Annotated in this window: 16 protein-coding genes; 7 read left to right on the top strand and 9 right to left on the bottom strand. The window is 67.7% G+C overall.

The window, feature by feature from the left end; translation table 11 throughout:
• Positions 1 to 19: 19 nt before the first annotated feature.
• The 3 genes from ENSA7_RS37780 to ENSA7_RS37770 are packed head-to-tail and all read right to left on the bottom strand — an operon-like array spanning position 20 to position 3,326.
• Entirely contained in the window at positions 20 to 1,591 is a 1,572-nt protein-coding gene (locus ENSA7_RS37780) for a class-III pyridoxal-phosphate-dependent aminotransferase (protein ID WP_146158604.1), read from the bottom strand.
• 8 nt (positions 1,592 to 1,599) lie between these two features.
• Complete coding sequence (locus ENSA7_RS37775; protein WP_106094277.1) at positions 1,600 to 2,745, bottom strand: sulfotransferase family protein; 1,146 nt, start codon at positions 2,743 to 2,745, stop codon at positions 1,600 to 1,602.
• Positions 2,745 to 3,326: a hypothetical protein gene (locus tag ENSA7_RS37770; RefSeq protein ID WP_106094276.1), complete on the bottom strand. Its 582-nt coding sequence runs from the start codon at positions 3,324 to 3,326 to the stop codon at positions 2,745 to 2,747. The genes ENSA7_RS37775 and ENSA7_RS37770 overlap by 1 nt, the downstream gene beginning before the upstream one ends.
• A gap of 425 nt (positions 3,327 to 3,751) precedes the next feature.
• Here ENSA7_RS37770 and ENSA7_RS37765 point away from each other — a divergent pair, with 425 nt between their 5' ends.
• Positions 3,752 to 6,427 (top strand): MMPL family transporter, encoded by a 2,676-nt coding sequence (locus ENSA7_RS37765; protein ID WP_106094275.1) that lies wholly within the window; start codon positions 3,752 to 3,754, stop codon positions 6,425 to 6,427.
• Positions 6,428 to 6,577: 150 nt separating this feature from the next.
• Here ENSA7_RS37765 and ENSA7_RS44635 read toward each other — a convergent pair whose 3' ends face one another.
• The 4 genes from ENSA7_RS44635 to ENSA7_RS37745 form a co-directional block, all read right to left on the bottom strand.
• Positions 6,578 to 7,642 (bottom strand): hypothetical protein, encoded by a 1,065-nt coding sequence (locus ENSA7_RS44635; protein WP_181234495.1) that lies wholly within the window; start codon positions 7,640 to 7,642, stop codon positions 6,578 to 6,580.
• A gap of 114 nt (positions 7,643 to 7,756) precedes the next feature.
• Positions 7,757 to 8,611: a pantoate--beta-alanine ligase gene (panC, locus tag ENSA7_RS37755; protein ID WP_244924044.1), complete on the bottom strand. Its 855-nt coding sequence runs from the start codon at positions 8,609 to 8,611 to the stop codon at positions 7,757 to 7,759.
• Positions 8,612 to 8,629: 18 nt separating this feature from the next.
• Complete coding sequence (panB, locus tag ENSA7_RS37750; RefSeq protein WP_106094274.1) at positions 8,630 to 9,535, bottom strand: 3-methyl-2-oxobutanoate hydroxymethyltransferase; 906 nt, start codon at positions 9,533 to 9,535, stop codon at positions 8,630 to 8,632.
• Between the two features lie 50 nt (positions 9,536 to 9,585).
• Positions 9,586 to 10,725: a tetratricopeptide repeat protein gene (locus tag ENSA7_RS37745; protein WP_146158603.1), complete on the bottom strand. Its 1,140-nt coding sequence runs from the start codon at positions 10,723 to 10,725 to the stop codon at positions 9,586 to 9,588.
• A gap of 199 nt (positions 10,726 to 10,924) precedes the next feature.
• Here ENSA7_RS37745 and ENSA7_RS37740 point away from each other — a divergent pair, with 199 nt between their 5' ends.
• The gene (locus ENSA7_RS37740; protein ID WP_106094272.1) at positions 10,925 to 11,407 is read left to right on the top strand and encodes a hypothetical protein; all 483 of its coding nucleotides are present in this window, start codon (positions 10,925 to 10,927) and stop codon (positions 11,405 to 11,407) included.
• 7 nt (positions 11,408 to 11,414) lie between these two features.
• Here the strand turns inward: ENSA7_RS37740 and ENSA7_RS37735 are convergent, their stop codons facing one another.
• A complete protein-coding gene (locus tag ENSA7_RS37735) occupies positions 11,415 to 12,395 on the bottom strand; it encodes a beta-ketoacyl-ACP synthase III (RefSeq protein WP_244924043.1) in 981 nt (326 codons plus the stop codon).
• Between the two features lie 479 nt (positions 12,396 to 12,874).
• Between ENSA7_RS37735 and ENSA7_RS37730 the strand changes: the two genes are divergently transcribed.
• Both ENSA7_RS37730 and ENSA7_RS37725 read left to right on the top strand, forming a co-directional pair.
• Positions 12,875 to 13,522, top strand: coding sequence for an RNA polymerase sigma factor (locus ENSA7_RS37730; RefSeq protein ID WP_106094271.1), 648 nt, complete (start codon positions 12,875 to 12,877; stop codon positions 13,520 to 13,522).
• Between the two features lie 245 nt (positions 13,523 to 13,767).
• Complete coding sequence (locus ENSA7_RS37725) at positions 13,768 to 15,795, top strand: hypothetical protein (protein WP_106094270.1); 2,028 nt, start codon at positions 13,768 to 13,770, stop codon at positions 15,793 to 15,795.
• A gap of 97 nt (positions 15,796 to 15,892) precedes the next feature.
• Here ENSA7_RS37725 and ENSA7_RS37720 read toward each other — a convergent pair whose 3' ends face one another.
• The gene (locus ENSA7_RS37720) at positions 15,893 to 19,414 is read right to left on the bottom strand and encodes a serine/threonine-protein kinase (protein ID WP_106094269.1); all 3,522 of its coding nucleotides are present in this window, start codon (positions 19,412 to 19,414) and stop codon (positions 15,893 to 15,895) included.
• A gap of 323 nt (positions 19,415 to 19,737) precedes the next feature.
• Here ENSA7_RS37720 and ENSA7_RS37710 point away from each other — a divergent pair, with 323 nt between their 5' ends.
• The 3 genes from ENSA7_RS37710 to ENSA7_RS37700 all read left to right on the top strand — a co-directional run bounded on the left by ENSA7_RS37710 (position 19,738) and on the right by ENSA7_RS37700 (position 23,193).
• Entirely contained in the window at positions 19,738 to 20,904 is a 1,167-nt protein-coding gene (locus ENSA7_RS37710; protein WP_146158602.1) for a hypothetical protein, read from the top strand.
• Positions 20,905 to 21,165: 261 nt separating this feature from the next.
• A complete protein-coding gene (locus tag ENSA7_RS37705) occupies positions 21,166 to 21,816 on the top strand; it encodes a hypothetical protein (protein WP_146158601.1) in 651 nt (216 codons plus the stop codon).
• A gap of 144 nt (positions 21,817 to 21,960) precedes the next feature.
• On the top strand, positions 21,961 to 23,193 hold the full coding sequence (locus ENSA7_RS37700) for a metallophosphoesterase (protein WP_181234494.1): 1,233 nt from the start codon (positions 21,961 to 21,963) through the stop codon (positions 23,191 to 23,193).
• The last annotated feature ends 34 nt before the right edge of the window (positions 23,194 to 23,227 follow it).

Here is a 23,227-nt window from a genome sequence, read left to right as displayed (position 1 = left end):
CTGGTGTAGTCGACGAACTCTAGAACCCTACGGTCGTCCCAGGGTCGGTGCCCTTTTTTTTTTGGTCGGTCGCCTGGGGAGCTTCGGGGGTGGGCTCGGGCGCCGACTCGAGCTTGGGCTTGGCGCCATTGCCATTGCCATTGCCAATGCCGTTGCGAGCAGGCGAGGCGGCCGCGACCGGGGTCATGAGCTCGTCGCCGCCCAAACCCGGGATCACCTTCTTGACGTTGCGCAGGGCGTCTTTGACGGCCCCACCCGCGAGCGAGATGACCGGGCCGCCGACTTTGTAGTAGCCGGCCAGCGTGTCGTCGAGCGCGCCAAGGAAGTAGCTGACGTCTTCGTTGGTGATCGTGACCGGCGGGAGGATCTTGATCGCGTTGATCGCCGGGCCGGGGATCTGCACGATCACCCGCTGCTTGGCGAACATGTCGCAGTTGACCGCGGCCGCGAACGCGCCCTTGTCGGCCACGCCGATCAGCTCTTGCTGCACGCGCAGGCTCAGGCTGCCCGAGTCCTTGAAGTAGATCGCGAGCATCAGGCCCTTGCCGCTGATCCGATCGATGCAGTCGTAGCGCGAGGCCAGATCGATCAGGCCCGCGTGGAGCATGTCACCGAGCTCGCGGGCGCGGTTGGGGGCGTCGAGCTCACGCAGCACGTCGAGCGTGGCGATGCCCGCGGCCATCGCGAGGTTGTTCTCGGCGAAGGTCGAGAAGTAGATCGGGCCCGACTTGAACTTGCTGTAGACGCCCTCGTAGACCTCTTCGGTCATGAGCACGGCGCTGACCGGCATCTGCCCGCCCGCGAGGGTCTTGGACACGGTCATCATGCCCGGTTGCACGCCAAGCCCGGCGCTGGCGAACCATGAGCCCGTGCGGCCAAGCCCGGTCTGGATCTCGTCGGCGACGAACACGGTGCCGTACTGCCTGCACAGGGCTTCGGCCTCGCGCATGTACTCGGCGTCCATGACGGTGGTCGTCATGCCCTGAACCGGCTCGATGAACAGCGCGGCGACGTCCTGCTTGGACAACTCGTTGCGCAGCCCGGCGATGTCGTTGGGCCGCAGCGAGGTGCACACGGGCATCAACGGATCCTGGCTCTCCTTCATCTGCTCGAACCCGCACAGCGAGATCGCGCCGTAGGTGCGGCCATGAAACGCGCCCTGCAAGAACAGGAACCGGCGCCGCCGGGTCATGTAGCGGGTGAAGCGAATGCAGACCTCGATCGCCTCGCTGCCGGAGTTGGCGAACACGGCCTTGGTGTACTGCGGGCCGGCGAGCTCGAGCAGCCGCTCGGCCAGCAGCCCGCCCAGCGCCGAGGCGTTGACGACCGACAGGTTCGGCAGCTGCAGCGACAAGACGTCGCGCAGCGCGTCGTTGACCTGTGGGTGATTTCGGCCAATGAAGAACACGCCGCCGCCCGCGAGCAGGTCGAGGTAGCGGGTGCCGTCCTTGTCCCACATGTACTGGCCGTCGGCGCGGGTGAACGCGGCCGACAACCCACCCATCTCGAACATCTTGAGCAGGCGCGGGTGGATGTGGCGCTTGGACAGATGGTTGGCCGAGGTCAGGTGCTCTTCGATGAGCTCTTTCATGCTACCGGTCACGCTGGGTATTCCTTGGAGTATCCGTAGGTGTCGAACACAAGCCGCCAGCGGTCGTAGACGAACTCGCGCAGGTCTTCGCTGATGTCGAGCTTGTTGCGCTTGTAGCCGCGCAGGGAGTCGAGGTAGGGCCGGATCGTGGCCGCGTAGCGATCCCAGTCGGGTAGTCGCAGCTTGGTGTACATGTTCTCGAGCGTGGCCAGCTCGTTGCCGACGAAGTCCTCGTAGGCGATCTCGACGAAATTCTCTGGGGGGATCAGGTGCCGGTCTTCGATGACCCGCTCGTAGATCCGCCGGCCGATCGCCGCGGTGTGCTCCCACCGCTGCGAGATGAACTCTTGCTGCGGCCGCTGAAAGAAGTTCTCCCAGTCGGTCTTGCTGCGCATGTGCAGCGTGGACGAGAACACCTCGTAGGGGTTGCGGTGGATGTGGACGAAGCGCGCGTCGGGGAACAGCTCGAGCAGCAGCCGGATCCTCGCGGTGTGGGGGCAGGACTTGACCACCACCCGCTTGCCGTTGGTCGCAAGCATGATCCGCTTGATGAAGGTGACGAGCTCCGACTTCCACAGCTCGCGCTCGTCGGGCGTGGCCTCGAGGAAGTCGATGTACTTCTCGTAGCGGGCCGACTCGTCCGGGAACATGAACGAGAGGTACAGGCTGAGCCCGGTCAGCTTGGCCAGCGCGATCTCGTCTTCGGCGGCCTCGTGCCAGCCTTGCTTGACGTTGTCGTACGAGCGGGTCTCGGCGAGCGCGCCGCTGGCGATCCGCGGGACGATGCCCCCGGTGAGCAAGAACGAGGTCGGGAAGATGACCTGGTAGTAGGTGGGGACCGTGTGGTTGGGGTCGCGCCCAAACAGGTTGTGCAGGTGGGTGGTGCCCGTGCGCCAGTGCCCGAGCAAGAAGATCGGGGTTGGGTCGACGCGCATCTGGGCGAGCTTGCGCGCGTAGATGGCGTCCTCGAGCCGGCCCAGCACGGTCGAGGGGATGCCCCAGCCGGTGATCCACGCGAGGCGGTGCAGGTACTCGCGGCTGACCTGATAGTCGTTGGCCCCGAGGATCTCGAGCCACTGCGGCAGCTCGACCCCGGTCATCAACTGTTCGGTCGACCAGCGATGCTCTAGTTGTTTGACGCGTTCGACGTGCATTAGTTGTCGCCCCCGCTGGCCCGGGCCGCGGCGGCCCGACGCTCACGCTCGATCACCCGGACGGCGTCGACGGCCTCGGACAGGACCGCGACGTTGGCCGCGGGATCAATGTCGGCGCCCGGCCGATCGGCGATGGTGGGGGACTTGGTGGTGCCAGCGCGTTGCCGGCGGAGGATCTCGACGCCGTCATCGACCCCGATGTGACGCTGGACTTCGGCGTCGGCGAGGTACGCGAGGGCGAACACCGAGCGCAGCCCCAGCATCGCGGCCCGCCGAAAGTACAGCTCGCTCGTCTCCCAGGCGCACAGGTACTCGTACTGGGCCTCGGGGCTGGCGCGGGTGAAGGTCTTGGTCCGGCTGGGCCCGAACGCGGGCATGGCCACCTCGAACAGCACGAACATCAGCCGCAGCAGGATTCGCTCGCGCTTGGGCAGCGCGACCAACCACTCGTCGACGTACTCGATCGCTCGGGCGCCGCTAGCGTCGACCGGGATGCTGCCGCCGCGCGGGTACATGGTCTGGCCGAGCGCCCCGACGATCCGTGCCTCGATCGGGGTGAGGACCTTGAAGCTTCGACTCACTGAACCGCCTGATCCCTCTGGTTGCCCGCGACCGAGCTGCAGCGCGCCGCTCGCATACACGAGCCCCCCAATGGCGGCAAGCCGACATCGAGGCGCGGCAACATGGCGAGGTGCGGAGACGCGAGCATGAGTGACGGCGAGCGGGGGTGATCGACCGTTGGCGGAATCGTGCCGGATATCTCCAGGCCAGGCTAGTACCTGCCGACCGACAACTCGAGCGACCGGGAGGCTCCGCGATGGCCCCGCTGGCAGGGGGAGGGCAGCGAAGCTCTGGCAGAGGGCAAGCTCACGCCTCAGGTCGCCGGCGTGGAGCGTGGGTCGGCGCGTTCGACGGGTACGGGCCCGGAGCCTGGCGTGTGACATGGATTCGTAACCTCGCTCGACGGCGCTCGTACCCGCTCGCCCGACTGCTACGCTCCCGCGACATGGCGTTGACCGAGCCGTCCCGTGCAGGGCCCCTGGCGCGTCGCTGCGCCGCCGTGGTTGGTTGGATCACCAACACTCGCACTCGCAGCGCGGCGGTCCTGCTCGTGGCGCTGCTGATTGGTTCGTTCGCCGTGTGGTTCGGCGCGTCGATCCAGATCGACACCGACCTGCGGAGCTTGCTGCCAAAGTCCGCGCCGAGCGTGAAGGCGCTCAACCTGCTCGAGGAGCGCAAGGGCAGCTCCGAAGGGTTCGTGATCGCGATCGAGGCGCCGACGGCCGCCGACGCCAACGCGATGGTGATCGGGCTCGCGGACGAGGTCGCGAGCTGGCGCGAGACCCTGTCGCTCACGGCCGAGCGCGACTACACCCCGCTGCGCGCGCACGCGCTGTACATGCTCGAGCTCGATCAGCTCGAAGAGCTGCGCGACGAGCTCGAGGCCGAGCGCAAGCAGGCGATCGCCCGCGCGATCGGACCGGGGCTCGGCGGCGGAGACGTCAACACCGACGAGGTGACGGTCGGGGAAGACTGGGACGACGAAGGCTTCGACGATCTCGACTGGGCGCCCGCTCCCGAGCAAGGCGAGCAACTCGAGCAACCCGAGCAACCCGAGCAACCCGAGCAACCCGAGCCAGGCGAGCAGCCCGAGCCGCCAGCCGCGGACGCAGAGCCGGCCGCCGACAAGCCCGACTTCGAGGCCTTCCTGGCCGAGCAGCGTGAGAGCTTGATCGCCCAGGGCACGCTCGACGCCGACGAGGTCGCGCTGATCTGGCCGGAGGAGAACGAGCGCGGCGAGGTGGACTGGGCCGAGCATGTCGGCAAGCCCTACTCCGCCGAGGACGGCAAGGTCCGCACGATCCACGCGAGCCTGTCGACGCCGGCGACCGACGTCCAGTTCGCGCAGGACGCCGTCGGCCGGGTCGAGCGCCGCGCGAAGGAGCTGCGCGAGGCTGGGATCGCGGCCGAGACCAGGGTCCAGGTGGTCGCGGCCTACAACGTGTCGGGGCCGGTCAACACGATCGTCCGCGACGCGCGACGGGCCACGTGGATCTCGGGCACGCTGGTGCTCGCCGTGTTGCTGCTCGGGTTTCGCAGCCTGCGGGTGCTGCCGCTGATCATCGTGCCGATGGGGGTTGCGATGGGCATGACGCTCGCGGTCGCCAAGCTCAGCTTTGGCCAGCTCAACGCGCTGACGGTGTTCCTGTTCGCCGTGTTGTTTGGGATGGGCGTGGACTTCTGCGTGCACCTGTACGCGCTGCGTGAGCAACAAGGCCGCGACGGGGACTGGCCAGCGGTGATCCGCGGGCACTTCCGTCCGCTGGCCGCGACCATGGCCACGACCGCCGCGAGCTTGTTGGTGCTGATGCTGGCCGAGTTCACGGCGTTTCGTGAGTTCGGGATGATCTCGGCGGCGGGGGTGGTGCTGTGCTTCATCGCGGCGCTGGTGTTGGTGCCGGCGATCGACACGGTGCTCGGGCCGCTTCGTCGACCGCCCAAGGTCAGGCCGCCGGTCGCCGACAAGCTGGTGTCGCCCCCGGTCGCGGGGTGGTTCGCCAAGGGGCGCTACGTGATCTTGGTGCTGCTCGCTGGGGTCGCGCTGTACGGCGCGCCCAAGCTGCGGATGGAGAAGGACACCCGGGTGCTCAACGCGAGCGACGAGCCCGACGCGGTGCTCGCGGAGTCCGAGCAAGAGATCCCCTACGCGCAGACTGGCGGTCGCTACAAGTCGCTGGCGCTGGTCGCCAATGATCCGGAGTCGCTGAAGATCGTCGTGGATCGGCTGGTCGCGGCCGAGGAGAGCGGCGAGCTGCTAGCTGGGGCGATCGACACGGGGGAGCCGCGCAAGCCGTGGGTCAAGGAGGTCTACAGCCTGCGCACGGTGATGCCCACGCAGCAGGATCTCAAGGCTCCCGTGATCGCGCAGATCGGCGAGCGGACTAATGATCTGCTGGCCGAGCTGCCGGATCTCGACGAGAAGGCCCGGGCGTATCAGACCCACCTCGAGGCGCTCGAGCACATGACCAAGGCCGACCCGCTGACGCTCGAGGAGCTGCCGGGGTGGACGGTCGAGCCGTTTCGGGAGACCGACGGGCGCAGCGATCGGATCGCCCATGCCTACCTCGAGATCGCGGGGTGGAGCATTGATGAGCTCGTCGCGGTTCGGAACCGGCTGGACACGCTGCTGGAGGGGACGGACGTCCGTGCTGCCGACAGTCGACTGGTGTTTGCGGATCTCATGCGGCTGGTCGAGCACGACGCGGAGCGGATCCCCGTGTACGCGCTGGTGGTGATCTTGCTGTTCATCGCGGTGGATCTGCGGGAGCTCAAGGGGACCGTGGCTTGTTTCGCTACGCTCGGGCTTGGGGTGATGGTGGCGCTGGCGTTCATGGGGTTGTGGCCTCTGCGGTTGAACTTCTTCAATCTGGTGGTGATGCCGGCGGTCGTGGGGCTGGGGATCGATGCGAGCATTCACCTGTGGCATGGCCGGGGGAAGGCTTCGCTGGGGGCGACTGGCAAGGCCTCTCTGCTGTCGGCGATGACCACCGTGGCGGGATTCTCTGGGTTGTTGGCGGCGAATCATGCGGGGTTGCGGAGTATCGGGGAGGTGGGGGTGATGGCCATCGTCGTTTGTGTGGGGGTGGCGTTCTTGGGGTTGTATCCGGTTCGGGGGCGTTAATCTGTTCCCACCGGCCGGACCACTGACCGCCGAGATCGGTGTCGCCGAAAACTTGCAGTACACCCAGTACAGCTGTGTTTCGGCTCCTCGACCTCGACGCTCAGCGACGTACCTGGCGACGCGACCTCAAACCCGAGCGCCGCTCTGAGCTCAGAACGGTGGCACGCAGTCGAGCTTCACGCGCTCTTGGCTGGGGCTATCGACCACGATGTCGAGCACCAGGCACTCGAGGTCGAAGCTAAAGCTCGTTTCTTCGTCGCCGGGCGGGTTCGAGAACGAGTAATAGGCGTGACCGATCTGGTTGAGAGGCAGCTTCGGCTCGCACGCTTGCGCAAACGTGGGCGCCGGGCAGTCTCCATCGCAGTTGGTGCGGTGTATGTACAGGGACGCGTAGTACCAGAGCTCGAACACACAGTCGGCGTCGCCGGACTCCCAGTTCCGCACACCCACGTGGTAGCCGAGCGGTGCCCAGCCAGTGCGACGGTCGAGCACGCGGCCGACGTCGTCGCCGTCCTCGAACTGAACCGCAGCGCGCTGGAAGAACGTGTTACTGCCGCAGCCAGAGTCGACGGGATCGCACAGGTCGTACTCGTGCCACTCGAATGTTAGGGGCGCGAGCCAGCTGTCTGGGGTCTCGCCCCACCCATTATTGAGGCCGGGAGCGCTGGGGACAGGGTCCCCGAAGAGCGCAACGACGAGCTCACCCGTGGCCATGTCGCGCATGACGCCCCAGTCGTTCGAGCACCCCTCTTCTAGGCAGCTGGAGTCGCGGCCGAAGATGCGCACGTGGTCACCCAGAGCGAGGCCGACGTCGCCGCCAGTTTCGGGATCGTTGATGGTGAACTGGGCGTCCTCGATGCCGTCGGTGCAGTCGTTTTCGATGCACAGGGGACCGCCGTCGCCGTCGCCGTCGCCATCGCCATCGCCGTCGCCGTCGCCGTCGCCGTCGCCGTCGCCGTCGCCGTCGCCGTCGCCGTCGCCATCGCCGTCGCCATCGCCATCGCCATCGCCGTCGCCGTCGCCGTCGCCGTCGCCGTCGCCGTCGCCATCGCCATCGCCGTCCCCGACAGCGTCGCCGTCGCCGTCCCCATCCCCTTCGCCTGTGCCCGACTCACCGTTTGAGTCACCCGCGGTGGTGTCTTCTTTGTCAGCGGTGATGCAGCCCATCGACAGGCCGAGGACGAGGGTGGGGATTATGGCGAAGCGTGTGCTCATTCTCAAACACTAGCGCCGCGTCGCCGCTGGTAAATGAGGCGATTCCCTCAGTCCGGTTGGGGTCTAATCCCTGCGCCATTGGGTGACAAGTCACCACGCTGATTCCCCTGATTGCTATGGGGGGCCGCCGAGCAGGGTATTGTCGATGAGGCGGACGTCGTCGAAGAAGACGGCGAGGGCGACCAGGGTAGGGGTGTCGGCTTGCTCGACTGGCTGTAGCTGGTCGGCGTCGACGACGGAGACATAGTGAATTCGCCCTGGGGATAGGGCTTGCTCGGCGCCCTCGATGAGCAGCGAGGCGTTGCGTGTGCCGGCGGCGTAGCGCTGGTTCACGAGTTGCAAGAAGCGGGGGATAGCGAGGGCGGCGGCCCGCCCTGGTCGGGTCAGGCGGGCGTTGCGGCTCGAGAGGGCGAGTCCGTCGGGTTCGCGCATCGTGGGGACGCCGATGACCTGACCGGGCCAAAATAGATCGCGATGCATGCGGCGGATGATCGCTAGCTGCTGAAAATCCTTTTGTCCGAACAGGCCAACGGTGGGGGAGAACAGCTGCCACAGCTTGGAGACGACCGTACAGACGCCGCGAAAGTGGCCGGGGCGGGTGGCGCCGCACAGGTGCTGGTCGAGGCCGCCGACTTCGACGTAGGTGCTGGCGTTGGGGGGGTACAGCTCGTCGACTTCAGGGACAAAGGCCACGTCGACGCCGGCGGACTCGGCCTTGACGAGATCGCCGGCTTCGTCGCGGGGGTAGCTGTCTAGATCGGCCTGATCGTTGAACTGGGCTGGGTTGACGAAGATCGAGAGCGCCAGCTCGCCGCGCTCGCGGGGGACGTGGGTTCGGCCGGCTCGCATCAACTCGAGGTGGCCCTCGTGCAGGAAGCCCATGGTCGGGACCAAGGCGAGCTCGCGACCGGCGTGTTGCGCCTGCCATCCGCGGAGCTCCGCCACGCTGCGCACCACACGAATCGCCATGTCGGGGATCTGGGGGGCTCAGCGAGGGCCGTAGCCGGCGCGGCGGGGGGGCTCGCCGTGGTCGTCGGGCTCGGGATCGGGGGCGGCGGCGACCCGCGGGTTCTTGCTGGCAAAGCTGTGCTCCGGGCCCGGGAACGCGCGCGAGCGGACGTCGGCGGCGAACGCCGAGAATGCGTCGCGGACCGGATCGGCCAAGGTGGCGTAGCGCTTGACGAACTTGGGCTTGAAGCTGTCGTCGAGGCCGAGGAGGTCCTGCATGACGAGGACCTGGCCGTCGCAGCCGTTGCCGGCACCAATGCCGATCGTGGGGATCGTGAGCGAGGCCGAGACCTCGGTGGCCAGCGCGGCGGGGATGCCCTCGAGCACGATCGAGAAGCAGCCGGCTCGCTCGAGCTGAGCTGCCTCGTCGCGCAGGCGCTCGGCGGTCTGCTCGTCGCGGGCCTGGACCTTGAACCCACCGAAGGCGTGGACGCTCTGGGGGGTGAGGCCGAGGTGGCCCATGACCGGGATGCCGGCGGCGACGATGCGCTCGATCGCTGGGAGCACGTGCGCGCCACCCTCGAGCTTGATTGAGGCGGCGCCGCCCTCTTTGATCAACCGACCGGCGTTGGCGACCGCGAGGTCGGGGCTGGTCTGGTAGCTCATGAACGGCATGTCGACCGTCAAGTGAGCGCACCGCAGCGCCCGACGGACGCAGCGAGCGTGATAGATCATGTGCTCGACGGTGACCTCGAGCGTGTGCTCGTGACCTTGCATGACCATTCCGAGGCTGTCGCCGACGAGCACGATGTCGACGTCACACGCGTCGATCAGCCGAGCGAAGGTCGCGTCGTAGGCCGTGACCATTACGATCGGCACGCCGTCGCGCTTGCGGGCGAGGATATCCGGAACGGTGACTGGCTTACGCGGAATGGACTCAGCCATGGGAGCTCACGTACGATGTTTGCGGGCCACTTGCAAACCTTGGGTGGGGGTCAGGGCCCACCGCTGGCGGCGGCGCCCTCGTTGGCGTGGGCCGGTCCGCCGAGGTTGCCGGGTAGGGGACGAAGCGCGGTCTGGTGCCGCTCGGCGAGGCGGCGCTCGGGGTCCTCGGGTTCGGGCCGGGCGAGGTAGGCGTTCCACAGCCGCAGCGCCCCGCTGGCCTCGCTGCGCACGGTCTTGGCGTAGGCCCGGGTGTAGAGCCGCTCGTGCAGGGGCATCGCGGACTCGAGCGAGCGCAGCTGGCTGCCCTCGTCGCGATCGAGCGCGGTCTGCATGCGCCGTCGGGCGCCGGCCTGATCTCCGGCGCGATCGAGCACGAGCGCGAGCACGAAGTAGGAGGGGACCCGATCGGCCTCCGGGGCGTCGATAAACGCGCGCTTGGCCAGGTCGAGCGCGGCGTCGAGGTTGCCCGCGTACAGCTCGGTCAGCGCGAGCAGGCGGCGGAGCTTCCAGCCCTCGACGCTGGCCCGCGCGAGCGAGCGCAGCAACGCCTTGCGCGCGCCGACGAGGTCACCCGTGGACAGCAGCGCCCGGCCGCGCCAGTACTCGAGGCCGAGGCCGCGATTGTCGCGACGGCGCGCCTGCTCGACCAGGGCCGCGTCGATCCACGCTTGCGCCTGAGCGCGGCTGTCGAGCACACCGGTCTCGATCGTGCTGAGGTCGGTGGTCTCGTCGAGGCCCTCGGGCAGATCGAAGCGGCGCAGCAGCTCGCTGCGGGCCGCCATCGCGAGCACCTCGGGGACGTTCGGGCACTCGCGGGCCTGGATCGCCCAGTGGTGGTTCTCGCGGTAGTTGTTGACGTCTTCGTGGTAGCCGAACAGCTGGTTGGAGGCCTCGTGCGCGACGCTCGAGCAGCCGGTCCATGAGCGACTGCCGGCCAGGGCCCAGACCGTGGCCGTGGCTTCGACGAGCGCGATGGGGCTGCCCTCGCCGTTGGCCTCGGGGCCGCTGGGCACGTAGCCACCGTTGCCGATCTCCTCGGCCTGGTCCCACGCCGGTGGCGGAGGGGGACGCGGACTTGGTGGCGCGGGCTTGACGTTGCGGACGATGACCTTCTTGGCTTCGGCAGCCGTCCCGCTGACAAAGACCATGGATAGGCCGAGCAGCAGGGGGAGCAGCCGAGCGCGAGTCACCGCGTCAGGCTACCACCGGGACCCAGACCGGGCTGCCGGGTTCGCCAGAAAGTTGACCGCTGGTGCTGAGCTGGAACACTCGCGCGTGATGGGCTCGTCGCCAGGCAAGCGTTCGCCGCGCAAATCAGGCGAGAACCGGTCCGAGAGGGCTTCCGCGAGCGGATCTGCCACCCGAAGCCCACGCCCGCCGGGGGCTTCGATGGTCGATCCCGAGACGGTCGCCGCGGTCCGTGAAGCGACCGCTCACGGCGCGCACGTGGTCGTGTCCACGACCCGGACCGTGTGGCACGGCGTTGCGCAAGCCACGGCGATCAGCGCCAGGTGGGTGTGGCCCCGCTTGTCCGCGCTCACGCTGCGGGTTGTCGGCGCGTCGTGGCGCGGGCTCGGCACCGCATCGCGGTGGCTGTGGACGCAGCGAAGCGCCGTCGCGCGGGTTGGCCATCGCGGCCTGTGGTGGGGGGCGCTGGCGATCCTCGTGCTCGTGGGTCGGGCGTTGCTCAGCGCCGACGGAGATCCCGAGCTGGTCGAGGTCGCGACGCTGTGGCTGGGCGCCGGGCTGTCGATGTCGGTGCTGGTCTTGCTCGGGGCCCCCGAGAAGCGCATGCGGGTAGCCGCCTTCGCGCTCGCGAGCGGACACGGATCGCTGGGGCTGCTCGCCTGGCTCGCCTCCGCGAGCGTCTAATTACCGCTCAGGTTCGCAACACAGCGCCCGCCCAGGTCAGGCCGGTGCCAAACGCCGCCAGCGCGACCGTCGAGCCATCGGGCATGCGGCCGGCCTCGCGGGCCTCGTGGATCGCAATCGGGATCGTCGCCGCCGACATGTTGCCGTAGCGATCCACGATCGAGACCATCTTCTCGACCGGGATGTCCAGGCGACGCCGACACGCCTCCATGATCCGCATGTTGGCCTGGTGCGGAATCAACAGATCGACGTCGTCGGGGGTCAAGTTGGCGGACGCGAGCGCGGCTTTGCTGGCCGCGGTCATGGCCCGGACCGCGTGGCGAAACACGGTGTTGCCCGCCATCTGCACCGTGTGCAGCCCGTCCTTCACGGTCTGCGCGGTCGCGGGCGTGCGGGTGCCACCAGCGGGCAGATACAGGATCGGCGCGAGGCTGCCGTCGGCGCCCCAGTTGGACGCCAGCAGCCCGATGTCTTGCTCGCAAGACTCGATGACGGCCGCGCCCGCGCCGTCGCCAAACAACACGCAGGTGCTGCGGTCGGTCCAGTTGACGACCTTGCTCATGACCTCGCACCCGACCACGCCGATGCGCTTGCCCGAGCCGGCCACGAGCATGCAGGCCGCGACCTCGAGCGCGTACAAGTAGCCCGAGCAGCCGGCGGCGACGTCGAACGCCGGCATCCCACGGATCCCGAGCTCGTTTTGGATCCAACAGCCGGTCGAGGGAAACAGGGTGTCGGGGGACGAGGTCGCGACGACGATCGCGTCGAGCTTGGCGGCTGGCACCCCGGCGCGCTTGCAGGCGTCCTTCAGCGCCCGGGCACCCAGCGTCGCCGAGGACGTCTCGGCGTCGGCGATGTGCCGCTGCTTGATGCCGGTGCGCTCGGTGATCCACTCGTCCGAGGTGTCCACCAACTCCGCGATGTCGAAGTTGGTCATGATCCGCTGAGGGACCGCCAGGCCGGTGCCGAGAATCTTGAAGCGCTTCACCAATTCGTCCTGCTCTCGCGAGCGATATAAGCGGCTGAGTGCCGGTTTGGCCAGGCGTGACGTCGGATTTCATGGGCTCGCGCGCGTGACGATGCGAGTGCGAAGTGGTTCGCAGCGCGCAGCGAACGGTGGTGCGCAGCGATAAGAAGGTGGCCACGTGCCCTCCCTACGATCTGGGCGCGAGCCCTGTCGGCGTCGGGAAACTCGTTTCACCGCTACAGCGCACGCGGGTGGTGCGAGATCACCGTTCGTGAATGTGGTTCATTCGCGTCCGCGTGCGGGCTCAAAAACTGGATCCGCACGACGAGGTCCAGGCCGGGGCCTTTGGCGATGACCGGTTTTTATCGAACAACGTGATCTGCGTGCGGGTCCCAACCCTTGGAACCGGCTCCCGAGACAACGGGCCGGGTCACCTTCTCGGTCTTCTTCGCCGGTGATCTCTTCTCCTCTACGGCGAGCGCCTTCATATATACTGCACCGTGCGCAGCGACGACGATCTCCTCGATGCCTGGCGCGCGGGTGACCAGCGCGCCGGCAAGCAGCTGTTCACGCGTCACTACGCGGCCATCGATCGCTTCTTCCGAAACAAGGTCGGCGACGACTGCTCGGACCTGGCCCAGAAGACCTTCCTGGGCTGCCTCGAGGCGGTCGACCGCTACCAGAACGAGCACAAATTTCGCAGCTGGTTGTTCGCTATCGCGTATCGACAGCTGTGCAAGCACTACCGTGAACGTGCGAGCGAGCGGGCGCGCCTCGACTTCGGCACCGTGACGGCCCACAACCTGGACCCGTCCCCGAGCCTGGTGATCGCCCAGTCGCAAGAGCAGCGGCTGCTGCTCGAGGCGCTACGGCAGATCCCGGTTGATATGCAGGTCGCGCTCGAGCTCCACTATTGGGAGCAGATGTCTGACGCCGAGATCGCGCGCACGCTCGAGCTGCCGCTCGGGACCATCAAGAGCCGGATCCGTCGCGGGCGCATCCTGCTCAACGAGCAGCTCACGGCGCTGTCGAGCTCGCCCGAGCAGCTGCGCAGCACGCTGGCCAACCTCGACGACTGGGCGGCCCAGCTGCGCGACGCCGCGCTCCGGGGACTAGCCGCCAAGTCTGGAGGGGAGGGGATGGTTTAGACCCCCACAGAGAATGTGTTCAGAGCCCCCTCCCAGGGGGCCACACATGCGCCTGCGAACAATAGACCCCGCGGAGCGGAGCGACCAGACGCGCCAGCAGCTGCAGTCGGCGAAGTCCAAGGTCCATGTGGGGGTCATTTACTTGCTAGCTGCTCGATTTAAATGTCGCCGGCATTAATCCACTCGGCAGGCCCCCGGTATTTCTCAGACGGACCGGGGCTAGCCCGGCAACGAGGGGAAACGGCATGAACAAGAACATCTACTGTGTAATCGTGGGCGCGCTGCTGCTGGGGGGCTGCGGTGAGTTCGAAAATCAAGATGACGACGCGCTGCCCGAGGTGCCGCAGACACCGAGCGCGGTCGGCGATGTCCAGACGGCCTCGCCGGCCCAGCCTCATGCGTTGAGCACAGGGCTCGACTTCGAGTGTGTCCAGCTCGGCGCGCCGATCATCGGGATCGTCACCAATGATCCGCTCGACTGCGCGTTCGCGACCATGCCCGAGACCTGGAAGGCGACGCCGCTGTTCACCGAGGGCTCGCCGTGGCTCGACCAGGCCACCATGCCGCTGCCGGGTGCCAGCCCGCTGCGGAACTTCTGCAGGTACGACTACCTGGGGAACGAGGCGTATGAAGACGCATACGAGGACTTCATGGACGCCGTCCACTACGCCCCCCCGGGCGATATCGACGGGGGCACCTTCGCCACCGACTGCCCTTCGGTGATCCCCAACGGGCTGTATGGCTCGGCCGTGATCGACGGGCTCCACGACGCGTACATGCTCAACGTCGGGGCCGTGACCGCGGGCGACCTCAACGGCATCAGCCTCTCGCCGACCATCTTGACGTTTTTGGACACCGCCCACGACGGCCATCAGGCCACGCATGAGCACGCGGATCTGCTCCGCAACCTCGCGTTCGACCTGAGCTGCCCAGATGACCGCGCGGGCTGCAAGGAGCAACTCCAGCGCGTGCTGGTCACGCCGCGCAGCAAGCCCGAGTACTCGAAGACCAACTGGTACGAGGGCGGCGACATCGGCTACATGCACGAGCTTGGCATGGGCGTGGCCGAGGCCGTGCTGAATTGGCGCGAGCTCAACGACGACGGAGATCCAGACACGCACACGCCGATGGTCATCAACGTGTCGGTCGCCGCCGACCTGCAAAACGCCTACGCGACCAACATCGCATTCGCCCCAACCCTCGCCGCGCTCGAGGCCGCGAAGATGGCCTACTGCTACGGCAACCTGATGATCGGCGCGGCCGGCAACGGCCACGATCGGTGCACGAACCAGAGCGGCGGGCTGCTGCTGCCAGCGGCGTTCGAACAGATCACGCCGCCCACTCAGGCCGAGTGCTTGGCGATGGGCTACGAGCCCGACTGGAACACCAACATGTACCCGGTCTACGGGCCGATCGCCGCGGCTCGTCTGATCCACGCCGTCGGGGGGCGTGACGAGCACGACGAGCAGATCCCCAACCAGCGGCATGACAGCGGGACCAAGGCGCAGGCGCCAGCTTCGGGTGCAGTGAGCAGCGTCGACTCGACGCCGCTGACCGGCACCTCCGTCGCGGCGGCGGCCTACTCCGCGGCGGCACACCTGGTGTGGAGCGCCAACCCGGGGCTGCGACCTGACGAGGTCATTGGGTTGCTGTACTCGAGCGGGTACAGCCTGGGCGAGCCGGCCGTCGCTGGTGGGTTCGTCGGCGTCGACATGCGGCGGCTGGCGATCTGTCCCGCGCTGGCGGCCAGCCCGGCTGGCAGCGCATTGGAGTGCGTGGCCAGGGCGACGAACACCGATGGCAATCTTGGTAGCTTCATCGCCGCGACGCAGGCTGCGGTCGTCGCCGCGAGCGGGTCGGCGACGCTGTGGACCGCGATGTTGCAAGACAGCGCGCTGCCGCAGCTGTGCATTGGGGCGCTTCCGACGCCGTTCTTGATTCCGCAGCCGGAGAGGCCGAAGTGTTCGGTGTGCAGCATTGAGGTGCCGGATGATGAGGTTGCGGACAACGACACCCTGTACATGAGCATCGCGCACGAGCCGTGGGCGGTGGACCTCCAGGTCACCGAGGCCTACCTCCACGTCTATGACAGCAACCGCAACAAGTCGACGGTGACCCTCGATGTCGTCACCGAGATCAACACCGCCGAGTCGACCGACATCATCGAGGTCCCCCTCGACGTGCCCGACACCACCTCGGCGGAGCTCGAGTTTGTCTACGACGACGAATCCTCGCACTCCAACCCCCTGACTGTCTGGCAACCGACAGGCTGAGTGTTCATTCGAAGGCGTCGCGCTGCCCCCTCGGCGCGACGCATTCATCGCGCGTCTGAGACGGCGTCGTACGGCATCCCCTCGCCGTGCGGCGCCGTCATTTTTGCGCTGACTGTTTCCGGTCACGCTCGCATGCAGCCGCGGCCACGCTCGCCGCCAACCGATCTTCGCCGAGTTCTCGGCTGCGCTGCTCGGCCGAAAGGCACACGCGCGTGGCCCCGCGAAGTCGCGCGAGCAGGACTTCGGGGTCCGCGCTCACGCCGTCGAGCGACCATCGAATCACGCTACCGTCGTCTCCGCCCGAGACTAACTGCGCGCCGTCACGGCTCGCCACGACCCTCAGCACCATCGAGCCGTGACCCGACAACACCAGGGGTGGCGATGAGGACCCGAGCGACCACACGCGCAGGCTGCCGTCACCCGAAGCTGTAACCACTCGGTCTGCGCTGATGAAGGCTGCATCCCAGACCACGTTCGCGTGGCCGTCCAAGACCTCGAGCAAGCTGCCGTCGGACGTGTCCCAGACGCGTGCGTCACCGTCATTCGATGCGGTGACCACCCGCGAACCTTCGGCGTCGAAGGCGACCGACCAGATCTCTTGGGTGTGACCAGCGAGCAGGATCGAGTCGCCGCCAAGGTCACCCGTCCACAGCCGCGCGGTGCCGTCGCTCGACCCAGTCGCCCACACCTCGCCGTCGGGGCCCGGAACCAGGGTAGAGACATCACCTTGATGACCGCGCAGTGTGTCGAGCTCCACGCCCGTGTTCGCGTCCCAGACCCGCAGCGTTCCATCCCCTGCTGCCGTCACCACGCGGGCGCCGTCGAGCGTGAACGCAGCATCCGACACCTCCGCCTCGTGGCCGCGCAAGATCTGAAGCTGCGATCCACTCTCGACATCCCAAATTTTTGCGGTCCCGTCATACGACGCCGACACCAGGCGGCGGCCAGACGCGTCGAAGCGTATCCGCCACACGCTGCGCTCGTGTCCCGAGAGCGAACGTCGCTCAGACCCCTCCCACAGATCGATGTGGCCATTGACCCGGGAGAACGCTACCAGCCGACCGTCGGGACTGAACTCCGCATGATTGATGGCGCCAGCCCCATCGAGCAGCGCGAGCGAGCTGCCGTCATGGGTGCTCCAGATCCGAGCGCTTCCATCATGCGAGGCCGTGATCACTCGGGCACCGTCGCGATCGAGCGCGAGCGAAGATACGCTGCCCACGTGCCCGACCAAGGGGGTCGCAAGTCGCGGTCGCTGCAGGTCCCACAGACGCACGTCGGCGTCGTACGAGCCGGTCGCCAGCCAGCGCCCCGTCGGATCGATCGCGCCGCGGCATAGCGCCTGTTGATGGCCCAAAAACACCTGCGGCACGCCGCGGCCATCGGCTCGGGTCAGGCGTGCGGTCTTGTCAAACGAGGTCGTCGCAACGAACTGACCGTCTGGCGTGAAGCTGACCGACCAGACCGCGTCGGCGTGGCTCGGCAGTTCCAGCGACGCATACGGCGGCGCGAGCGAGCTCACGCGGATGCTGCCATCAACTGCAACGGTCGCGAGCTGCGACTCGAACACATCAATCGAGGTGATCGCCTTGGCGTGGTGGGCCACGACCACGCTCGGACGCGACTCATCGTCGAGCCACCACAGCCGCGCCGTACCGTCATCCGAAGCCGTGACAGCCCGGCGCTCGTCGATGAAGCGCGCGTGATAGATCGGCTTGCGGTGGCCTTCGAGGATCATCTCAGCCTCGAGCTCCGCCTGCCGTTCACGCAACCGATAGACCCTGACCTTCGCGTCCGCTGACCCGCTCAGCAGCCGCTGGCACGAGTGGTCGAACTGAAGCACGAACACCTCCCCCCCATCACCGCGCAAGCGCGTGACGTCGCCAGTGTCGAGCGTGACCACCTCGACGTCCCCGTCACTGGTCCCGCTCGCCAGCAGCTGCCCCTGGTCGTCGAACGCGAGGCTCTTGATCGGTCGCTCGTGCCGCGAGACCAGCTCGCTCTGCCCGCTCGCGACCGACCACGAGCGCACCGTCCCATCGCTCGAACTCGACGCCAGCAGCCGACCATCCGGACTGAGCACGACATCCCTGATCGGCTTGTCGTGCGTGATGATCGGCTCGCCGACGCCCACGTCGAGCTTCCATCGGCGAACCACGCCGTCGTCCGAGCCGGTGTAGAGCCACGCACCATCGGGCGAGAAGCTCAGCGGACCAACCACGTCCCGATGCCCGCTCAGCACCTCGTGGCACAGCGGCTGGCCCAGCAGCTCGTTGGCCATCGACATCCACTCGCCGCTGCGTCGGAGCTCGCCCTCGACCTCGCGCAGCACCACGGCGGCGATCGTCGGGTCCTCGCGCTCGGCGACGTTGACCTTGGGCTTGAAGTCACGCGCCACGCTCATGCGCGTGGCATCGCGCGCCCGCAGGGCGTCGTTCCGGGCCTGCTGCAGGCCCCGCTCGCGCTCGAGCTCGAGCAGCGCCTCGGTCTGTTCGGTCAGCTCGCGCTGCCGCGCGTTGGCACGTAGCTCGGTGACCGCCAGCCACGTCAGGCTGGCCAGCAACGCGAGCGTGGCACCGCCCAACCCAAACCCCAGCAACGCCCGCCTTCGTGCCGCGACCGGGTCATGGCCCAGCGCATCGAGCAGCTCCCGCATCGAAGGCCAGCGCGCGTCGGGGTCGCTCGCCAACCCACGCCGCAGGATCGTCTGCAGCCACGGCGGCACCTCGCTGTCCACGGGTGGCTCGTCGATCTCGCCGTCGCACACCGCCGTCGAGAGCGCGACCAACGACTCGCCCGAGAACGGCCGCTGACGATAAAGCGCCTCCCACAGCGCGACGCAGAAGCTGAACTGATCGCCGCGCGCGTCGGTCCGCTTGCCCGCGTACTGCTCCGGCGCCATGTACGCGGGTGTGCCCATCAGCGCGCCGGTCCGCGTGAGCGACAGCGACAGTCGACCCTGCGAGTCTTCGAGCCCACCCACGGGCAGCTTGGCGCTGGGCCCCTCGAATCCATGCGCGAGACCGAAGTCCGCCACCCGCACGCGCCCATCTTTGCCGACCAACGCGTTGTCGGGCTTGAAGTCGCGATGCACGATGCCGGCCTCGTGCGCGGCGCTCAGACCCTCGCCGGCCTGACAATACACTGCCGCGATCGCCCGCCAGTCGCGGGGTTCGGCCGCCAACCAGCCGCGCAGATCACTGCCCTCGACGAATTCCATGGCCACGAACACCTGCTCGACGTGCGAGCCGACCTCGTGCACGGCGACGACGTTTGGGTGCGTGAGCCGGGCCATGGCCTGGGCCTCGCGCTCGAGCCGGGCCCGCGCCTCTGGAGTCGGGCTGGCGCTGCGCAGCAGCTTGACCGCGACCTTGCGATCAAGCGTCTCGTCATAGGCGACATAGACCACGCCCATACCGCCCGACCCGAGCTTGCGGACGATCGTGAAGCGCCCGATCTTGACCGGGTTCAGCGGCTCGTCGAACAGCCCGGCTGCGACGATGGCCATGCGATGATCGAGCTCGAACTGTTGATCGTGAGCCTCACCCAGAGCGACGAGCTTAGCGAGCAGGCCGTGCTCCTCCCCCACCGTCTCTCCCTGTGTGTCGTCGAACTCCATGGCGGACGGCGCATGTTAGCAACGCGCGCGCGCGGACGACTCGCTGGGTTTGATGCGCTCCATCGCGCCGATGTCCCCGCCGCGTTGCCGTTTGACAATTTGTTCGCCCGCAAGCTGCCCGCCGACCAGGAGCCCGACAACTTCGCCGGGCGGTCCACGCTGCTCGCTACTCGCGCGCGCAACCGACCTCCGTCGCCGCGCTCGTCTGGATCGCTACGGCCTCCTGCCGAGGAAGCTCGGGCGCGAAGGTTCCGCCCACGTCGAGCCATCGACGCCGGGCACGTTTGGTTAAACCGTCCGCGGGTCGCCGGTATTACCCGAACATGACGGACACAAACCTTCACAAAGTCGCCGCGTCCCTGATCCTGCTGTCATCTATTGCCATCTCTGCCTGCGATCCCGATGAGCCGATCGACGGCGAGGCCATGATCGACGAATTCGTCGTCACGGACGAGACGCACGAGGACCCGATCGACGAGGTCGCAGCACCGCCCGTGCTGCTCGCCTGGATCGAGCGCGGCACCGCATCGGTCGAGTGGCGAGCAGCGGGCAACGGTGGCACCGAGGTGTTCCTGCTGATTCGCGGAACCGATGCCGACGCGCCGATCATCGACATGGACACGGCCGAGACGCTCTCGCCCGTCGAGGCCTGGGTCGCGCTCGCCGACGAGCCGGAGCTGGTGCCACCGCTGCTGCTCGAGCGCGCGACGGTGGCCGAGCGCGAGCTGCTGGCCGATCCAGTGCGTATCGCCGAGGTCCGAGCGCGGGTCGCCGAGCAGTTTGCGCTGGCGCTCGACGTCTCCGCCAACCTGCCCGAGCCCCACGCCTACGGGACCTGCACGGCCGGCCAGATCAGCACCGCGCGCACTGTGTACGGCAATGGCTACACGCCCTCGGCGACCTGCGGCGACCACCTCGGGTTCCAGACCACCTACGCTGATTTCTTGTACTGCGGTGACGGGCCCAGCGATGGTTGTGACCATCCGCTCGCGCGGAACGAGACCATGTGCATTCCGGCGGTCACCGATGCCGCGGTGGTCTACGGGGAGCTCAAAACCGTGAGCATGCGCTCCAAGACAAGCGGCAACCCGACGTTCCAGACCAACGGTCACCGCATTCGTAGCCTCACCTACAACTGCCACAACGACAACGCGCTCGACATTCACATGGCCTACGGGACCGACGAGTGGGACTACAACGGCCTCGAGAGCGGCTACTACATCGGCGTGGTGATCCTCGGCTCGGCCCATCTGCCCGCGAGCGTGACCGCTATCGATGTCGTGGCCTACAACGCGTGGGACAACGGCAAGGGTGAGTCGGGCACGACCTACAAGGCAACGGAGTACTCGGTCACCGGTAACGCGGCCGCCGGTGACTTCGGTATCTTCTGCACCGGTGCGCAGAAGAGCATCACGATGAGCCCGGGACCAACGGGTAATGGCCACTGGTGGTGCGTCGGCAGCTGCTCCGTGGGGAATTGCTGGGACTAGTGTCTCGGCGCGTGCGTCTCGATACTCGAGCCCGCCCGAGCATCGAGACGCATCTGCGCGCTCACTCGACTAGACGCGAAGCGGCTGCAGTCGGCGAGGTAAGGCGCGCCTGTGGGGGTCATACACAGCCGGTCTGACGCTGCTCGCTTGACGGTGCTGTCGAATTGTCACTCCGGTTGGGTAAAGCGTGCGTCAACGCGGCGTGATTGGGCCGTTGTTGCTCGCCGCGGCGTGGGTACGCGCCTTGCACTGCCGTCGCTCATGCACGCATCGAGCAGCATCCGACGCAAAGCTCCGTTTACGCCCTGGTTCGCGGCCTTGATCCTGGGGGCGACCGCCCATGCAGGCTGGTTGGTCCACGAGCTGCGCAGCGAGGCCCACCCAACCGAACAACCCACGAGCGTGATCGTGCACGTCGACGCCCGACCCACGCGCACCACCGCACCTTCACAGCAGCAACCTCAGCGAGCGATCTACCGGCGGGACCAGGCCCGCGCTCGTCCGGCGGCGTCGCCCCGCTGTCGCCACGTCCAGGCCGGTTCACAGCCCGAAGAGCCGGCGCCGCTCAATCTGGACATCTGGGTGCAGCGGACCGATCGCTACGTGTACACGATCGATCGAAGGGTGCTCGACGAGGTCCCGTTTGGACCGGTCGACGCCAACCTCGAGCGGATCCGCGTGGTCGCGAAGACGCTGGCCGAGGCGCGAGAGACGGCCATGTCGGAGGCGAGCGCGGGCCGGGCGATCGAGCTGCGCAACATCCACTCGGGCACCCCCCTGTGGTTGTTGGGGCTGCGCAACGGGGATCGGCTGCTGGCGATCTCGACCCGCGGCGAGGTCGAGCTCGATCACGTCGAGCTGTCGATTGAGCGCCGGGGGCGTCCGCTGGCGCTCAGCTACGAATTGATCTGAGCGGGTCGGTAGCTTTCTCGCGAAGCCGACGTATGCCGCCGTTGCCCGCGCCTTCGCGGCATGGCTCGCTTCCCGCGAAGGAGCCAGTACGATGATGCCGTCCGCGAGCGGACCGCGACTCCGGCCCGCGTCGACCCAACCATTATGACCCTCTCCAGCGTGTTGTTCTTCGGCGTGTTCTTGTGCCTGTGGGCGCTCATGCACGTCTGGGTTGGCCGCCGCCTGATCTTGCGCGGCCGCGCGTATCCACGCTGGGCCCGGCGCATGATCGTCGGTGTGTTGGTCGCGCTCGCGGTCGTGCCCGTGCTCGCGGTGTTCGGACGTCGGCTCGACGTCGCCGCCGCCGATCTGGATCTGCTCCAGTGGATCGGCTTCGTGTTCATGGGCGTGTCGACCCTGCTGATCGCGCTCACGATGATCGTGGACACGCCGCGGCTGCTGGCCCAGGGCTGGCTCGCGCTGCGCAAGCGCTGGTCGGCGGCCCGCGGCCAGCCCAGCACCGATCCGCGCGCGGACCGGCAGCCCGACCTGGTGTCGCCGCCGCGTCGCCAGTTCTTCGCGGATCTCGCCAACTACGGGATCGTTGGTGGCGCCACGGGGCTCTCGGTCGCGGGCTTCGCCGAGGCTCGGCGGGTCCCGCGGGTCGTGGAGGTCGACGTCCCGGTCAGCGATCTGCACCCCGACCTCGACGGCCTGCGGATCGTGCAGCTCACCGACGTCCACATCGGCCCGACGATCCGCGGCACCTGGCTCAGCCAGGTCGTCGACGTCGTCAATTCACTCGAGCCGGATCTCGTCGCGCTGACCGGCGATTTTGTCGACGGCTTCGTCGCTGATCTGGGGCCCGAGCTCGCCGCCTTGTCGCGGGTTCGGGCCCGCCACGGTGCGTTCTTCGTGACCGGCAACCATGAGTATTACTGGGACGGTCCGGCGTGGTGCGCGGCGATCGGCGCGCTCGGGCCGACGGTGTTGATCAACGAGCACCGCGTGATCGAGCGCGGCGCCGCGCGGCTGCTGCTCGCGGGCGTGGCTGACCTCGGCGCGGGCCGGCATGAGCCCTCGCATGGATCGGATCCAATCAAGGCCAAGGCTGGGGCGCCCGCGCACGACTTTTCGTTGTTGCTCGCGCATCAACCCCGCAGCATCTACGCGGCGGCGAAGGCTGGCTTTGATCTGCAGCTGTCGGGCCACACCCACGCGGGCCAGTACTTTCCGATGAGCTTGATGATCCACTTGATGCAGCCCTACGTGCATGGGCTCGCGCAGCATGAGGACATGCAGATCTACGTGAGCGCGGGGACCGGCTACTGGGGGCCGCCCAACCGCGCGGGGTCGCCGTCCGAGATCACGTTGCTGACGCTTCGCCGGGCGAGCTAGTCCGAGCTGCGTCCAGTCGCTCTGACGGCGGGAT

Origin of the sequence: Enhygromyxa salina (assembly GCF_002994635.1) — a bacterium.
GTDB lineage: Bacteria > Myxococcota_A > Polyangia > Nannocystales > Nannocystaceae > Plesiocystis > Plesiocystis salina_B.
Note: the sequence above shows the minus strand (reverse complement) of the source record. Positions and strands in the feature narration are given on the sequence as shown.